The sequence below is a fragment of the Daejeonella sp. genome (assembly GCF_037719425.1).
Lineage (GTDB): Bacteria > Bacteroidota > Bacteroidia > Sphingobacteriales > Sphingobacteriaceae > Daejeonella.
On sequence record NZ_JBBJNI010000100.1, the window covers coordinates 1 to 15,392 of the forward strand.

Annotated in this window: 13 protein-coding genes; 6 read left to right on the forward strand and 7 right to left on the reverse strand. The window is 43.5% G+C overall.

Going from position 1 to position 15,392, the window contains the following annotated elements; translation table 11 throughout:
- Positions 1-106: 106 nt before the first annotated feature.
- Positions 107-988, reverse strand: coding sequence for a bestrophin family protein (locus tag WKF69_RS13110; protein ID WP_340382524.1), 882 nt, complete (start codon positions 986-988; stop codon positions 107-109).
- Between the two features lie 222 nt (positions 989-1,210).
- On the opposite strand from WKF69_RS13110, the gene WKF69_RS13115 reads away from it, so the two are divergent.
- The gene (locus WKF69_RS13115) at positions 1,211-2,095 is read left to right on the forward strand and encodes a M48 family metalloprotease (RefSeq protein ID WP_340382525.1); all 885 of its coding nucleotides are present in this window, start codon (positions 1,211-1,213) and stop codon (positions 2,093-2,095) included.
- Between the two features lie 52 nt (positions 2,096-2,147).
- Here WKF69_RS13115 and WKF69_RS13120 read toward each other — a convergent pair whose 3' ends face one another.
- Entirely contained in the window at positions 2,148-2,891 is a 744-nt protein-coding gene (locus WKF69_RS13120; RefSeq protein WP_340382526.1) for a glucosamine-6-phosphate deaminase, read from the reverse strand.
- A 16-nt stretch (positions 2,892-2,907) separates the two neighbouring features.
- Positions 2,908-4,605, reverse strand: a complete 1,698-nt coding sequence (locus tag WKF69_RS13125) for an ATP-binding protein (RefSeq protein WP_340382527.1) — start codon at positions 4,603-4,605, stop codon at positions 2,908-2,910.
- A 1,051-nt stretch (positions 4,606-5,656) separates the two neighbouring features.
- Between WKF69_RS13125 and WKF69_RS13130 the strand changes: the two genes are divergently transcribed.
- The 4 genes from WKF69_RS13130 (at position 5,657) to WKF69_RS13145 (ending at position 9,126) form a co-directional block, all read left to right on the forward strand.
- Positions 5,657-5,995: a type II toxin-antitoxin system RelE/ParE family toxin gene (locus tag WKF69_RS13130; RefSeq protein ID WP_340382528.1), complete on the forward strand. Its 339-nt coding sequence runs from the start codon at positions 5,657-5,659 to the stop codon at positions 5,993-5,995.
- Complete coding sequence (locus tag WKF69_RS13135) at positions 5,985-7,082, forward strand: HigA family addiction module antitoxin (RefSeq protein WP_340382529.1); 1,098 nt, start codon at positions 5,985-5,987, stop codon at positions 7,080-7,082. The genes WKF69_RS13130 and WKF69_RS13135 overlap by 11 nt, the downstream gene beginning before the upstream one ends.
- 6 nt (positions 7,083-7,088) lie before the next feature.
- A complete protein-coding gene (locus tag WKF69_RS13140) occupies positions 7,089-7,391 on the forward strand; it encodes a hypothetical protein (protein ID WP_340382530.1) in 303 nt (100 codons plus the stop codon).
- A gap of 487 nt (positions 7,392-7,878) precedes the next feature.
- The gene (locus WKF69_RS13145; RefSeq protein ID WP_340382531.1) at positions 7,879-9,126 is read left to right on the forward strand and encodes a YaiO family outer membrane beta-barrel protein; all 1,248 of its coding nucleotides are present in this window, start codon (positions 7,879-7,881) and stop codon (positions 9,124-9,126) included.
- A 1-nt stretch (position 9,127) separates the two neighbouring features.
- On the opposite strand, the gene WKF69_RS13150 is transcribed toward WKF69_RS13145, so the two are convergent.
- The 4 genes from WKF69_RS13150 to WKF69_RS13165 all read right to left on the reverse strand — a co-directional run bounded on the left by WKF69_RS13150 (position 9,128) and on the right by WKF69_RS13165 (position 13,740).
- A complete protein-coding gene (locus WKF69_RS13150) occupies positions 9,128-10,558 on the reverse strand; it encodes a glycosyltransferase (RefSeq protein WP_340382532.1) in 1,431 nt (476 codons plus the stop codon).
- A complete protein-coding gene (locus tag WKF69_RS13155; protein ID WP_340382533.1) occupies positions 10,555-11,682 on the reverse strand; it encodes a HEAT repeat domain-containing protein in 1,128 nt (375 codons plus the stop codon). Before WKF69_RS13155 ends, WKF69_RS13150 begins: the two co-directional genes overlap by 4 nt.
- 17 nt (positions 11,683-11,699) lie before the next feature.
- Positions 11,700-12,062 carry a response regulator gene (locus WKF69_RS13160; RefSeq protein ID WP_340382534.1) on the reverse strand — a complete coding sequence of 121 codons (363 nt, stop codon included), beginning with the start codon at positions 12,060-12,062 and terminating at the stop codon, positions 11,700-11,702.
- A gap of 286 nt (positions 12,063-12,348) precedes the next feature.
- Entirely contained in the window at positions 12,349-13,740 is a 1,392-nt protein-coding gene (locus tag WKF69_RS13165) for a L,D-transpeptidase (RefSeq protein ID WP_340382535.1), read from the reverse strand.
- 496 nt (positions 13,741-14,236) lie between these two features.
- Between WKF69_RS13165 and WKF69_RS13170 the strand changes: the two genes are divergently transcribed.
- On the forward strand, positions 14,237-15,392 hold a 1,156-nt coding region (locus WKF69_RS13170), incomplete at its 3' end, for a site-specific integrase (protein WP_340382536.1).

A 15,392-nucleotide genomic window follows, 5' to 3' on the forward strand; every position in this document is an offset into this window, starting at 1 on the left:
AATAAATGTATTTATCTTTATAAAAACTGTCAACCTAATTAAGGACGAGTCAGAAGTCCTTAGTGCTCTTTGCGTTTAATTTCCGCTGGCAGAAAGAGCCGGATCTTTAATGAATAATCTCCACCACATGCGTCCGAATATTCTCTCCCATTTTCTCAATAGGCAGATCATCCGGATCAACACCAAACGGATCTTCAATCGACTCAGCGATCAGCTCCAGCGAAGCCATTACATAAAAGATGAAAGGAACCGCTGCGATTACAAAATATCCCATAGAGGATACATAGCCGATTGGAAGTGTAATCACATAGATAAAGACGAACTTTTTAATGAACGAGCTGTATGACATCGGAATAGGCGTATTCTTGATGCGCTCGCAGGCTCCGCAGATATCTGTGAACGCCTGCAGCTCATTATTGATCACGATCAGTTGATCGCCGGTGATGACCCCTTCTTTGTAGAGGCTGTTGGCACGCTCAACTATCATCGATGCAACCTGGTTAGGCCCATGCTTTTGCTCGTCAAGAGATTCAAATTCAGGATGATCTACCTCATCCAGCATAAAGCGGGTTTTATTAGCGCGCAGGTGAGCAAATAAGGTATCAGCAAACAAAGGAATAGACTTCCTGAAGAAGCTGCGGTTAACCTTATCGTCTTTATCAAGAATAGCATTCATCTTGATCGCCAGGTTGCGGCTCGAATTGGTAAGCGAGCCCCATTGTTTCCGCGCTTCCCACCATCTGTCATAAGCGGTATTGGTGCGGAACACCAGCAAGATCGACATCACGAAGCCCAGTAGGTTATGAACCAATGTAATATTCTTGATCCAGCTAACTTCCGAAAGCTTGAGGTATTCTAACTCCCAGTAGGCAATACTTCCAGAGTAAATAGCAAGTGCCAATATCAGAGGAAACAGCTTACGGGCCGTATCTGAGCGGTGCAGGGAGAAAGTGGAGTGAAACCAATCTTTGGGATTATAGACGATCATGCAACAAACTTAGTGAAATGACGGTAAACCGGAAACTTAGACGGCAAATCGGTGTTATAACATAATTACAAGTCCCATCGTTATTACGATAATAAACCAATTTTATACTATGAAACCTGATGAGCCTGCCTGCCGTAGGCAGGCTTACCACTCACACAACGATATGATATAAGCCTGTCTGCCGGCAGGTTCATCAATATTAAAAAAAACAACTACATACAGATGAAAAAGATAGTGCTGTCCCTTCTTCTATGTTCGCAGATTGCCTTTGCACAGCAGACTAATCATAGCGGGATCCTAATTCCGCCCCCTTCGTCAGTAAATAATTTTCTAAGCGATTATGAAGCACGCGCTTATGTCCGGACCATACTAGACAGCATCAACTGGCAGCAGAACTTTACCCTCCAGGAGCAAAATGGAATAAACAATGCTTACGCGACGATTATCAATAATAAACGCGTTATTCTCTATGATAACAGATTCCTTACCGCGCTGGATCAGTATACTAATACCAAATGGGCATCCATAAGTGTATTGGCGCATGAGATGGGGCATCATTACCGGAATCACCTCGTCACAGGAAAAGGCAGCACACCGGCTACGGAGCTTGAAGCTGATTACTTTTCAGGTTATGCTCTTGCCAAAGTAGGGGCAACCCTTGCTGATGCTACCGCTGCAATGGAGAAGATATCTCCAATACAAGGCAATTCCAGCCATCCCGGCAGGGCACAGCGGGTGGATGCTATTCAGAAAGGCTGGTACTACGCGAAACCGATAAACACATCAGCTACAACAGCCGCCCGGCCGCCGGTTCCGCAGCCGCAGCAGAACCCGCCACCACCCGTAAACGGAGGGGGCTGGATCAACCTTTCCCTGTACGGTAACAATGCCATGACGGTCTACCTCTCAGATGACGGCCGGAACTTTAGCCCGGTGCCGATGAAGACTACCCAGCCCTTTGTGTTTAAATACGAGATATATAACTACGGCTTCCTGAAACTTGTGAACAGCCCGAATGCGGTAACCTATAAGTTAATGCATAATAAGGATTACTCAATCATCTGGAACCGGAAGACGAATAACTGGACGGTGGTAGAAGTGAAATAGTATCAAGTAGCAAGTATCAGGTAGCAAGACAAAACCCATAAAGATGCTATAGTTAACTAATTTCTTTCACAAGAAGTCCCGCTGAATCAGTGTCTAGATATAACAGGCAGTTTCCATGCCGCTGAAGAATGCTCGATGGGTATTGATTGCTCACCGCCTGTTCCAGGCAATTCCTCACCGCCTCAGCCTTTCGCTTGTCGGGGACTGAACAGATAATATGCTTGGCTTTTAAGATCTGCTTAACCGACATGCTGATCGCCTGTTTTGGTACATCGTCAATAGTTTTAAACCAGCCCTCGCCAAGTTGCTGCTTGCGGCATTCCTCGTCGAGGCTGACCACCAGGTAAGGCTCCTCCGTATCAAAGTCTGCAGGCGGATCATTAAAAGCAAGATGGCCATTCTCGCCAATCCCGACGAGCGCAACATCTATCGGGTTTTGTGTGATTAGATCACCCAGGCGCTGGCATTCCTTTTCAGGAGCCGTTTCACCATTCACCAGGTAAACCGCTTTCAGCGAGGGCACATGTGCAAGGAACCGCTCCTGCAGATACTTCCTAAAGCTCGCTGGCGATGATTCCGGCAAACCAATATATTCATCCAGATGGAACATCGTAACCCTGCTCCAATCGACATCTTCTTTAATCAGCTGCGTTAACGTTTCAAACTGGCTTGCCCCTGTTGCCAGGATGATATTCGCCTTGCCTGTTTCGACGATGGCTTTCCGTATCAGCTCCGCGGCAGCTTTTCCGGCAGCAATGCCCAGTTCAAGGGGATTGGGTTTGATTACGATTTGCATAGGAGGGAAGGTACAACTATTTCGGGTACGGCACCGTAAACCAAAACGTACTTCCCTCACCAACCTTACTGTCAACCCCGATCTTCCCGCCATGTTGCTTAACAATCTCAGAACAAATGTACAGGCCTATACCAAGCCCGGAGTATTTAGGCCCCGAGTGGTCGGCACGCCAGTACCTGTCGAACAAGTGCTTTTGCTGATCTGCCGGTATTCCGGGCCCGAAGTCCTGCACGGATATTTTAGTGCTGCCCTCAACCTTTTCTACATGTAGAATGATCTGACGGGAACCGGGGGCATATTTTACAGCGTTGTTTACAAAATTCACTACCACCTGGTCAATGCGGTGCTCGTCGCCATAAACCGTGGCTTCCTTGTCGCCGTTGGTGATCAGCTCGTATTTCCCGCCTAAACGCACATGATTGCAGCACATTTCCAGCATCTCTGATACGGTAAAGGTCGTTTTGTTCAGGCGCAAATGGCCTTCTTTAAACTGGTGCATGTTCAGGAGATCTTCAACCATAGCCCCTAACTTATCCATGCTATTGTTTGATGCTTCTACCAAACGGGGTATCAGCGGATTCGTGGGATTATTTTTCAACCTGTCCAGCATTTGAAGGTTGGCCTTTAAGCTGGTTATGGGTGTTTTAAGCTCGTGACTGGCAATGCCGAGGAAGTCATCCTTGCGCTGCTCAAATTCTTTCCTTTCGGTGATCAGCTTGGTCACACCCACCATCCGGTTGGCGCCGCTTTCACGATCCCTTATCGTTTTCCCGGATGCACTGATCCAGTGTTTTGACCCATCCGGCCATAGGATCTCGTATTCGGCAGTATAGGTCTTGTCGTTTTTCACAGCATCATCAACAGCTTCCTGTACATAGTCCCGGTATTCCGGAAGAATGGAATTGATGAGGTCCTCGAAATTAAACTCGGCCTCAGGAGTTTTGCCGAAATTCTGTTTACAAAGCGCAGTACATGTCATCTTGCCTGTATTTAAATCCAGGTTATAAGAGCCCAGTCTTCCCGCTTCCAATGCCAGATCCAGCCGGTCCAGGCCTTCCTTAACCTTTTCGTGTGCTATCGCCAGCTTGTTCTGACTTGAAGCCAGATCCTCCATCGTGGTACTCAGTTCCTCATTTGCTGAGGACATCTCCTCATTAATAGCAGAGAGTTCTTCATTTGCCTCCTGCTGCTTTTCTATTTCGGTGATCGATGACAATCTCAATTCTACCTCATCCATGACGATCTTTGCCATGCCGGCCAGTATTTCCTGATCCCGTTCGCTAAAGGTCCGGGTCTTTTTGTCAATCAAACATAATGTACCGATCCTGAAGCCATCATGTGTGGTTAAAGGGGCGCCGGCATAAAACTTCAAACCAAAAGAACCGGTCACGTTCGGATTAGCTAGAAGGCAGGGTTCATCCCCCGCATTCTCAAAAACGGTTACCTCAGGCTTCAGTACAGCAAGTGAGCACAGGCTGACACCTCTTGGGGTAACCTTTGCTTTGCCCATTCCGATATTTGCTTTGAAGTAAACCTCTTCCTTATCAACCATGGAAATTAACGAAATAGGAACGTTGAATATTTGCGTGCATAGCCGTGCAATATGGTCAAACGCATCTTCCGGGGGGGTGCCAAGGATCTGGTAACGACGCAAAGCTTCAATCCGCTGTGCATCATTATCAGGGATAATGTTCATTCCAAAAGTATTCTCCATCAAGGTTAATAAGCAAATAGGGTAGAGATAGTTTTAATTACTTGATACTTGTTACTTGCTACTTGATACTTATATCTGCTACTTGATTCTCATAAGAATCGTATATTTACTTAAACGAAAGTTCCGCCTCTCAAATATCAATTTTCTCAATCGAAATTTCTAAAAAACCTTGCCGTCCATAACCAGGAATGGTGGGAGACATGTTCGTACTTCGTTCGTAAAAGAACAGAGAAAGATGTAGGACAGATCCGGGGAGCATTCGGCGGTTTCCCGAAGCTTTCCCGGAACTGTCCCGGAACCATCCCGGAAGTTTGGAGAACGAGGTACGAACCATTCCGGGACCCTTCCCGAAGCCGGGCGGATTAAAATAAGCCTGAAAAAGTGGAAGCACAACCTCGAGAATGAGGTTTCTTATAAGTTAATATTGTGCGAGAAATTGGGAGTAACCCGCTGTATCTGGCTTCCGCAAGGAGCCCTTACTAATATACGGATTTAGGGATTAGCTTGTTTCATAAAATAGATTTTCTTGGATAGGTTTATTGCGAAAATGCTGGCTGGATTCCCATATTCAAAACTCAGCTGTCAGGGTGATATCACAAAGGTGATGTTCTGGCAGCAAAAGATAATATTTGAGTTCCGGACGCTTCTCTGCGCTTTGCTACACTCTCCATTCTCCACTCTCAACTTCCTCTAAAACAGCATAAAACAGCAAATACCCACCCATCAAAACGACATAAATGCCCCTAAATAAGACAGTCTTAGGTCATAGTGATCTCAGTGTTATCTAAGGTGAAAGAAGAGTTGAGTTTTTGGGAGGGGGAGGATGCGGTTATGGGGACGAGAACATGGATGTGCCATTATATTGGCGCTGTGATTAAAGATGGATTGGCAATCAATAATGACAGATCTAATTTATTAACTATTCTAGAAAATCTGGATCCACAAGTCTAGAGTCTGGATCCCACTTATTCTTAAGTTCTTGTGATTTTGAGAAATCAATTAAAATATATACTTTTGAAAAAAAAATAACCTTTGGGGTTAATAATATTAGGTGGAAATAGCATTTACTGACAAAAGGCTCAAAAAACTTATGAACGATCAAAAGTTGCTTCAGAAGGAGTATGGGCATCTTGGAGCGAAGATCATAAGGAGGCGACTCGATGATTTAAGGGCAGCAAGCACTCTGGAAGATATGAGGTTGCTGCCCGGGAAGTACCATGAATTAAAAGAGAACAGGAAAGGTCAAATCGCAGTCCATGTAGAAGAACCAAAAAGATTGATATTTATACCAGATCATGAGCCGGTTCCTCTTACATCAAATGGGGCAATAAATTGGAAAGAAGTAAGGAGTATTAAAGTTTTAGAAATAGTAAACTATCATGGGAAATAGGGAAAACATCTACAGGCCAGATTCGGTAAGTCCACCTGGTGATACCTTGGGTGAGATCTTAGAAGATATTGGGATGACACAAAAGGAACTTGCTGAAAGAATGGATAGGCCAGAGAAAACAATTAACGAAATTGTCAGAGGTAAAGCTGCAATTACTCCTGATACCGCGATTCAATTAGAAAGAGTTCTTAATACTCCAGCTCACTTTTGGATTCAGCGAGAATCTCAATATCAAGAATCAATAGCAAGATTCAAAGAGCAAGAAAGGTTGGAACAGTCTATCGAGTGGCTGAAAACTGTTCCGTTGAATCAGATGGTAAAATACGGGTGGATTAAGAAATCAGCAAATAAAATTGAACAGCTTCAAGAGGTTTTAAACTTTTTTGGAGTCGCTTCGGTTCAGGGGTGGAAATCGTTATGGCTCAGTAGTGAACCAAAGGCAGCATTTCGGATATCCTTAGCATATACGAATGAAAATGCAGCTATTGCAGCATGGTTAAGACATGGTGAAATCAAGACAAAACATAGTAGCTTGCCAGAATACGATGAAAAAAGATTTAAAGAGAATCTTTGGACAATACGTGATTTAACCAGAAAAAAAGAAGACTGTTATAAAGAAGAGATAAAACGCCTATGCAACGATGCCGGGGTAAATGTGATTTTCAGTCCAGTTCTACCTAAAGCAACGATTAGTGGTGCGGTAAGATGGGTAGGAAATCATCCGCTAATTCAGCTAAGCCTGAGGGGAAAATACAATGATCGCTTTTGGTTTACATTTTTTCATGAAGCTGCACATATATTGCTACATGGCAAAAAGGACTTCTTTCTAGAAGGCATAGAGGATAAAACCTCGCATAAGCAAAAGGAAGACGAAGCGGACGATTATGCAGCAAATTTTTTAATTCCTAACGAAAGATTGAATACATTTATTACCCAAGGGGACAAAAGCCCTAATGCGATTATAAGATTTGCAAATGAATTGAGTATTCATTCCGGAATTGTCGTTGGACAACTTCAAAATGTAAATTTTCTATCGTATTCATATTTAAATGACATGAAAACCAACTTAAACATAGAAATGGATTAGACTTAGATGGCACTTGCAGAAGGTAATTTCCAAGAGATTAGAGGGCGAGTTCTTGATGCTTACAAGAATGAGGATCCTATCATGGCGAAATTTAGAAAATATGCAAGACGACTAACGAACGACATAAAGCCCATTAGAAAATATTCTGTAAATGCTGTTTCATTTGTTTCCGCTGATGGAGGAGATAATAGGTTGTTTTTTAACCCTGCAGTAATTGAATTGGTTAGGGTATCGATTCTAGAGGAAATCAATGCGCACTTGACGCTATTGCCGGGAATACCAAGGAATCAGCTTTCAATGAACGGGTAAGAGAAAACAGCCCCTTATTAGTAGAACATTTAAAACGCTTATGTCAAGACTTACAGATGAACCTTGTTGACTTATCGTATTTACTTAAAGGAATCGAGGACCCCGGGAAAAGTACTCTTTCAAAAGGAGTATTTACTTCGTGCCTCTCGCTAAAAATTACTCGGACGTTTTGAACGGAAGAAATAAACGCCCCCTCTATTACAATTATCCGACGAAAAAATTAGTAAAAGCATGGAAAGAAAGATGGTTTAAAAATAGGAGAGGGAATATAGATATCATAACGAAGGTTCTTGAGTTTAATCCTAGTGACTTCCAGATATAATATTCTGTAAAACAAAGATTTCATAATTCAACATTCCTGACGTTATTTGAAGACCACCGCTGCCAAATCTTACTTCTCCCAATAATTTCCCTAAATTTATTCCAAAACCTCTCACCCCTTCATGCGTATACATATAATCTATCATCACACCGCAATCCCATTAATATGAACCCCTTCCTTCGAATATTAACCATCCTCTTCATTTTAATTTCCTTCCGGCCAGCAGTTGCGCAGGTGGAGGTGAATCCCGATTCGCTCTTTGTGCAGGCAAAGAAGCTGGCCTTTGAGGACAAAAATTACATAGAAGCAATTAAGCTGAGTAAGCAGGCGCTTCAGGCAAATCCGGATTATCTGGACATCCAGGTGTTTCTCGGAAGGCTGTATACTTATGCTGAGATGCCTGATAGTGCGCGGGTGGAGTTTAAAAAAGCGCTCGACTTAAAGCCAGACTATGAAGATACCTTTCTGGCATATGGCTCGCTGGAATACTGGACAAAACACCCCGAGCAGGCATTGGTAATTATCAATGAGGGGCTTGCATACAACCAAAAGTCGGAGGCGCTTCAGCTTTTGAAAGCCCGTGTCCTTGCAGAGCTAAGGCGTTATCAGGAAGCCAATTCTACGTTGTCTGCGCTGCTTGAGGCTAATCCGGTTAATACTGAAGCTCGTGCGCTTTACGGAAACCTGGGCAGCTTGATTTCAAACAATAAGATCGGTGTAAACTATGACTATGTTTATTTCGACAAGCAATTTGATGATCCATGGCATCTCACCAGCGTGGAGTATTCGCGTCTGACAGGTATCGGGCCAATAATCGGACGGACCAGTCTGGCTAATCGTTTCGGCAATACGGGCACCCAATTCGAGCTGGAAGCTTACCCGCTGCTTTCGAAAACCTTCTATGCGCATCTGAATGGGGCATACTCGAGTAGTTCGGTGTTTCCAACCTACCGGGCAGGTTTCTCGCTATTCGCGGCCCTCCCCGCAGCTTTCGAGGTGGAAGCGGGTTTCCGGATGCTAAATTTCGGTGAACCCATCTGGACTTATGTCGGCTCCCTCTCCAAATACTATAAAAGCTTTCTGTTTACCCTAAGAAGCATGATGACGCCAATAAACAGCTCTGTATCCAAGGCATGGCAGTTCAATACACGTTTTTATATTGGCGGGGCAGATGATTACCTTACCCTGGGCCTGGGTACTGGTTTGTCCCCGGATAACCCCCGGAATAATTCCTTGTTCAACAACGGCCAAGGCTACAATTTAAAGTCTAACAGCATTTCGGCCGCTTTCCAGCATTCCATTAAAACGTCGAATATTGTGGTGCTAAGAGCTTCATTTGCCGATCAGGAATACCGTCAAAATACTCATGGCAATCAGTTTGAAGTGGGTATAGGTTATATGCGAAGATTCTAGATCAGGTAGCTTCCTTTTTCTTGGTGAAGCCGGCACGGGTCATTTCTCCCCAGGAGTTTTTCTTTCGGAGGAAATCAATATTCCCCTGCACTACACACCATACCACAAATGGGTGGAATATCACAGGTTCTATAAATGCGGTCGCTATCAGGTTCAATATGTCCTTGCGCGACTTATACTGGTTATAGGTTATCACTTCCATTAATATCGCGAATACGGAAAACAGAACTCCAAAGCTGTACATGAATACAAACAGGGTAATTACATAGGTCCAGGTAAAGTAGCCCAGCAGCGTCATCCCTATGAGTATAAAGAACCCAAAGAACTCGACCAGTGGGGCTAAAAATTCAAAAAAGAACCAGTAGGGGTAGCTAAGCATTCCCATTAACCCATATTTTGGATTAAAGAACATTATCTTATGAAATTTTAAGGTCTCAATAGTTCCTCTGGTCCAGCGGTTACGCTGCCTTCCCAGGATCTTGAACGAGGCGGGGGCCTCCGTCCAGCAAAGCGGATCAGGAATAAAAGCGACCTTGTAGGGTAGACTAGCCTCCTCCATATGCCGCCTCATCCGTACTATCAGCTCCATATCTTCACCTACAGTATTATGATTATACCCACCACACTTTATCACAATCTCTTTATCAAATGCTCCAAACGCTCCCGAGATAAGCAGCAGCCCATCAAGCCTGCTCCATGCCATCCTGCCCAGCAAAAACGCCCGAATGTACTCCAGGGTTTGTACGCGCGGTAAGAACTGATCGGGCAAATGGATCTTCAGTAGTCGACCGTTCGAGATCTCGCAGCCATTCGCTATCCTCACCACTCCCCCGGTCGCAATTACTCTTTTATCAGGCGACTCCATAAAAGGCTTTACCAACTTAAGGAGTGCATCCTGTTCCAGGATACAATCCACATCGATGCATACCACGTAATCGTGTTTGGCGATATTTACACCCACATTCAGTGCGTCAGCTTTGCCGCCATTCTCTTTATCCACCACGATCAGCTTGCTGTAGATCAGGTTCCGGCTTTTATAAACCCCTTTGATAGGTTTGGTGTCCAGCTGTTCATTCACAAAAAGGTCTGTCTTATACAGGTCGTAAACCTCCATCAATTTCTCAATAGAATCATCCTTGCTACCATCGTTGATGATAACCACCTCCAGGTTATTATAATGTATAGAGAGGAGGGATCGCACATTCTCAATTATATTCGCGCCCTCATTATAGGCAGGTGCAAGGATACTTATACCTGGTAGCTGGGTAGAACGGGCCAGCAAACGATAATTAGTATAGCTGTTTTTTCGAAGATATTTTTTGATCTCGCCAATGGAATATAAGCCAATGAAGATATTTCCCGAGATCAGCATGAGGGCATATCCCAGCAGGATGTAATTGATTATCTCAAAAGCTATATGCCACCAGTTCATTTTACTTCCGATTTAATTTCGGTGATGATACGGTCGAGCGGGAAGACCGCAGCCTTTGTATGAGATTCCAAGGCCGCCATACCATTTTCGCCTAAATCCGCAAGCGAATAAGCCGAGGCAATAACCACCTTGATATTTTCAGAAAATAAAAGGGAAGATAGAAAAGGAATGTCTTCCTCGGTCCCAATCTGGGAAAGGGCCTTAATAATAAGCAGCTGATTTTTTTCTTCTTCTGAACGAAACCGATTTATTAATTGCCGGGCAGTGTCTTGTGTTTGTAATTCGGTACAGGCCAGAATTGCCTGGCGCCTGACCTCGCTGTTCTGATGACTCAGGCAGGCCCGCACTTCTTCATACAATTCAAAGCGGAAATAGACTTTAGCGAGCTTTAATGCGAAAATAACGACTGTATCGTTTTTGGATTTCAGCCATTTGTCTATCCCTGTAAAGTTTTCGGGTGGCAATCGCGAGAGCTCTTCCAGGATCCTAAGCCGCTGCCATTCGGATATCGGATAAGTTACGTCATCAAGGAAGCGGAGGCCATCGAAGCCGGATAATTTTAATATCGTGTTTTGCGCCTCTACCCGGATAAGCCGGCGTTCGTGATTAATGAACCTGGAAATCTTATCTTTAAATTCATCCATCCCCATAATTCCGGCCTGCTGGATACCCGCGGCCTTAATGTGCCAATGGGGACTATCCAGCATTTTCGATACCCGGGTGTTCAGCTTTACCTGGTAGAACGCACGTTTAAGATTAGCGGCCGCCGTTCCCGACATGCTGTCCATAGCAGAAAGCAGTTCGATAGTGATAAGCTTGCGAAAGTATGGGTTGGGGAGCAGCTTTTGAAGCCTTTTTGGGGTGGGGGGTAGGTCATTTTTTATGATTTCAGGGCTCCCATCTTTTTCCTGAGGTTCCACCTCTTCGAAAAATATGGCCTTACGAATAAATGTATCGGCGATAAATTTCCAGCGCTCGTACCTGGTTTCGCGCTTGTTCACTATATAGAGGTAGTTGAGAATAAAGGTGCAGAGGGTTGTCGTTACCAGCCAAAAGGTGATTATAAGATACCCGAAAAATGAAAGTCCGGGGCCAATTAAATTCGTGATATCGAAAACTTCCACGTAAGATGGATTAAGAACTATGCGCGCGGTAAGAACCGGTTTACCCGTACAGATAATTCGTTAGGGCTAAAGGGCTTGGTAATATAATCGTCTGCACCCAGGCGAAATGCCTCAAGTATCACATTCTCCTGTCCCATGCCCGAAAGTATAATTACCTTAATCTTCTGCTCATATTTTTGCCTGATGTAGCCGGTGAGTTCCATGCCTGAGGAATAAGGCATCATAATATCGGCGATAACCAGATCAGGCACGTGTGTATCGATAAGTTCCATGGCTTCCTTTCCGTCCCGGGCAACGATTACATTGTGTCCGTCTTTCTTCAGGCGGAATTCCAATGTTCTCAGCATTAGCTCATCATCTTCGGCAATCAGAATTTTCATGTCAGAGTCTAATATGGTATGCTTGGAGAGCGAATAGTATAAAGATAATTTAAAAAAACCCCAATTGTTTGATAAAGATCAAATTGCTAATGTTTTCGTATTCAGATGTGCTCTCTGGTATCTCATTAAGATTTGATCCCATGCCCCATTAGAATCCTTAATGGAGGTAGTCCTCGGTTATCTGCGGGTTCCGGGGGGATGCCACTGGATTTTTTCGTGCAGACGCTGGTCCCATTTCTAATAGTCATGGTGCTATTTTATGGGTATTGGAGCCGTGCTTACGCAATTAGTTGCGGAAGCGCGTTGATGATGATCCAGTATTTAAGTTTGCAGCAGCAGGATAACCTTTTCCCTGCAGTGCAGCGATAGGGATTACCAGTTCTTTCTGACCTTCGACGGATCGGGTGACCTTCCCTTTTTTCGCCCCTTCCTGTTTACTGGCTGCAACACCATTCTTGCTATCGACAGCCACTTGGGCTCCGGATGTGGTATCTTTTGAGCTGACATTCTCTGCAATCGCATTTCCCTGTGAATCAAGATTCATTTCGCTCAGAGCATTCGTCACTGCTGCTTTTTCCTGAGCACTAAGGCTTTCGTATTGAACGCCGTATACGTTTAACACGCGAATGGCATCTTTCATCGTATTCGTTCCGCGTTCATATACATCCCGGTGAATATATAGCTTCCCATTTTCGGCTACAATCGTTTCATATCTCAGCTCAACCAATACAGGCTGCCCCAGTTTTACTGCTTCGGTCTTTTTTTTCTGTTTTTCAAGGTCTTGAATGCGCTCTGCCGTGATAGGTGTGCCGGAAAGTTGTCCGAGAACAGTGGCAAGATCCTGGACCTGATCATTGGTCAGGCCCACACAGCCGTGTGAGGCAAAGTCCCCTAGTTTTGTCGCAGGTTTCCCTCCATGAATTAATGAAGGTGATCCGATCGGGATTTTAATGAGTCCCAGCGGATTAAGCTCGCTTCCTGCGGCAACTTTCTTACCCGGCTGAAATTTACCTTTTACCCAGGGTTCATCGGGTGGTGTCCAGGTTGGATTAAAGATGATGCTTTCAGCCCTGCGCATGCCGGTAGGTAAAGGAAATTCCGGGTAGCCAATACCGATGCGGTAACTCTTAAGCAATTTTCCCTCCTGAAATACGTCCATTCGAAAAGCCGGAGCATTAACAACAATGCGGGTGTCGGTCGGAACGGCATTAGGCGTAGTAGGGAACAAGCCATCTATATCGCCGCTTGCATAGCGTTGCGATACCAGCCTGAACAATTGATCTGCCTTGTCCGGCCCTAGGATCTCCCTGATCTGTTCTTCGGACTGCTGTTTCGCCGCACGGGCTGAACCGAGATAGTTTGTTCCATCCTCGCTAAGGTTAGCAACGGATGCGCTGGCAGCTACTTTTAATTTTGAGATCTGCTCGCTGGTTAATTGAAGCTGAGAAGTCAGTGTTTCCTGGAAATCTTCTTCTAAAAACAGCGCATCCAGAACGGGTAGAGTCAACCCGAAATCCTGAATGTTGCGCGTGGTGTCCGATCGAACGAGGGTGTCAGCCTCATGAACAGGCTCTGTTGTTGTCGTATTTTGGTAATTACATGCCGACAGCAATCCAAGGATACCGAAAAATGCCAGGGTACGTAAGTTTCTTTGTTTGGCAAATGCTGCTAAGCTCATATAGATGGTATAAGTATTTATTCTTTCTGAATAACCAATTCTAAGGATTGATTAAAATTTTTAAAGCCTTTGATTTAATATCTGCCTTTAGATAGAACTACAAAAACATCTTTTTGTTTAAGGTGAATCGGACGCGAACCAGTGGCCCTCGGATTAATCCCGCAACTGCGTCCCGAAACTTTGGGATAACCAGCTGGCTTTAAAAAAATATAGTTCAACAAAAAAACCCCACCGGACATGGTGGGGTTTGCTCCCGAGACTGGGCTCGAACCAGTGACCCTCTGATTAACAGTCATAAAAGGCTCTTTTCTATTCTTTTTGTTTTTTATCATTGTATTGATAATCAATAAATTAATATTTTTTAGTATGTTGTTACTTGTCGTTATTTTGCGTTATTAATGCCATTTTTGTGCAAATTTTGTGCACATAAAACTTGGTTATTATAGTCAAAAACGCAATATTTGTAAATAGTTGTGTGCAAATAAATGACTTTTTTATGGATTTGATCAAAAAAGAGGCAAAAGTCTCGCTGTATCTGGATACAAGACGACCTAAAGAGGATGGCATTTACCCCGTAAAACTTAGGGTGTATTATGGTAAAGCAAAGATGTTTGATACTGGTATGTCTTTATCTGAAAAAGATTTTGAAAAATCTTATTTGTCTCAAAAGCCAAAAACTGAATATCAGCAACTAAAAATATCCTTCATGGCTATTGAAGCAAGAGCCAACGAGGTAATTAAAGAATTAAAGAAGTTTAGTTTTGAGAAGTTCGAAAAGCAATTATTCAGAACTAAGTCTAATATAAATAATGTAATAGATCATTACGACCGGTATATATATCAGCTAGAAAAAGATGAACGTATCGGTACCGCCTCCAGCTATCGCTGCAGTATCACTTCTATTTTGTCCTTTAGTAATGAAGGAAGAAAAAAACCAATAACTCATATCCCTTTCGAAAAAATTAATCCAGAGTTTTTGAATAAGTATGAAAAATGGATGGTACGAAACGATAACTCCAAAACTACTGTAGGTATTTATCTCAGGGCTTTAAGAGCAATATTTAATAAAGCAATGGAAAACAGCGATATCGATCAGGAAATCTACCCGTTTAAGGCCTATAAAATTCCTACTGGGAAAAACGTTAAAAAGGCTCTTGAGGCTCCAGAACTTAAAGCTTTATATACAGCAGAAGTAACAGATCCCTTTATAGAGAAGGCCAGAGATTTCTGGTTTTTCAGTTATCAATGTAATGGAATGAATTTTAGAGATATTACAGAATTAAAGTTTAAAAATATCCACGATACTTACTTTTCCTTTTTAAGATACAAGACCATTAATACCACCAAAGAAGATCCCACACCTATCGTAGTGCCTTTAACGAGTTATGTAAAAGATATCATAAAGAAGTATGGCAATAAAAAAGTAAAGCCGAACGATTATGTTTTCCCCGTTTTTCAATCCAGTATGTCTGCAAAAGAGCGTCATCGGGCTAACCAGAATTTCATTCGTTTTGTAAATCAACATATGAAGAGACTGGTTGAACAATTAGAACTTTCCATCAACTTGGGAACAATGGTGGCCAGACACTCATTCACCACAAAAGTAACCCGTACCATGGGATTAGAATTTGCCCAGGAAGCACTTGGGCATA

Bases quoted from the DNA above. Each gene is read 5' to 3' on its own strand.
- WKF69_RS13110 (WP_340382524.1), bottom strand. From the start codon at position 988: ATGATCGTCTATAATCCCAAAGATTGGTTTCACTCCACTTTCTCCCTG.
- WKF69_RS13115 (WP_340382525.1), top strand. From the start codon at position 1,211: ATGAAAAAGATAGTGCTGTCCCTTCTTCTATGTTCGCAGATTGCCTTT.
- WKF69_RS13120 (WP_340382526.1), bottom strand. From the start codon at position 2,891: ATGCAAATCGTAATCAAACCCAATCCCCTTGAACTGGGCATTGCTGCC.
- WKF69_RS13125 (WP_340382527.1), bottom strand. From the start codon at position 4,605: ATGGAGAATACTTTTGGAATGAACATTATCCCTGATAATGATGCACAG.
- WKF69_RS13135 (WP_340382529.1), top strand. From the start codon at position 5,985: ATGGGAAATAGGGAAAACATCTACAGGCCAGATTCGGTAAGTCCACCT.
- WKF69_RS13140 (WP_340382530.1), top strand. From the start codon at position 7,089: ATGGCACTTGCAGAAGGTAATTTCCAAGAGATTAGAGGGCGAGTTCTT.
- WKF69_RS13145 (WP_340382531.1), top strand. From the start codon at position 7,879: ATGAACCCCTTCCTTCGAATATTAACCATCCTCTTCATTTTAATTTCC.
- WKF69_RS13150 (WP_340382532.1), bottom strand. From the start codon at position 10,558: ATGAACTGGTGGCATATAGCTTTTGAGATAATCAATTACATCCTGCTG.
- WKF69_RS13160 (WP_340382534.1), bottom strand. From the start codon at position 12,062: ATGAAAATTCTGATTGCCGAAGATGATGAGCTAATGCTGAGAACATTG.
- WKF69_RS13165 (WP_340382535.1), bottom strand. From the start codon at position 13,740: ATGAGCTTAGCAGCATTTGCCAAACAAAGAAACTTACGTACCCTGGCA.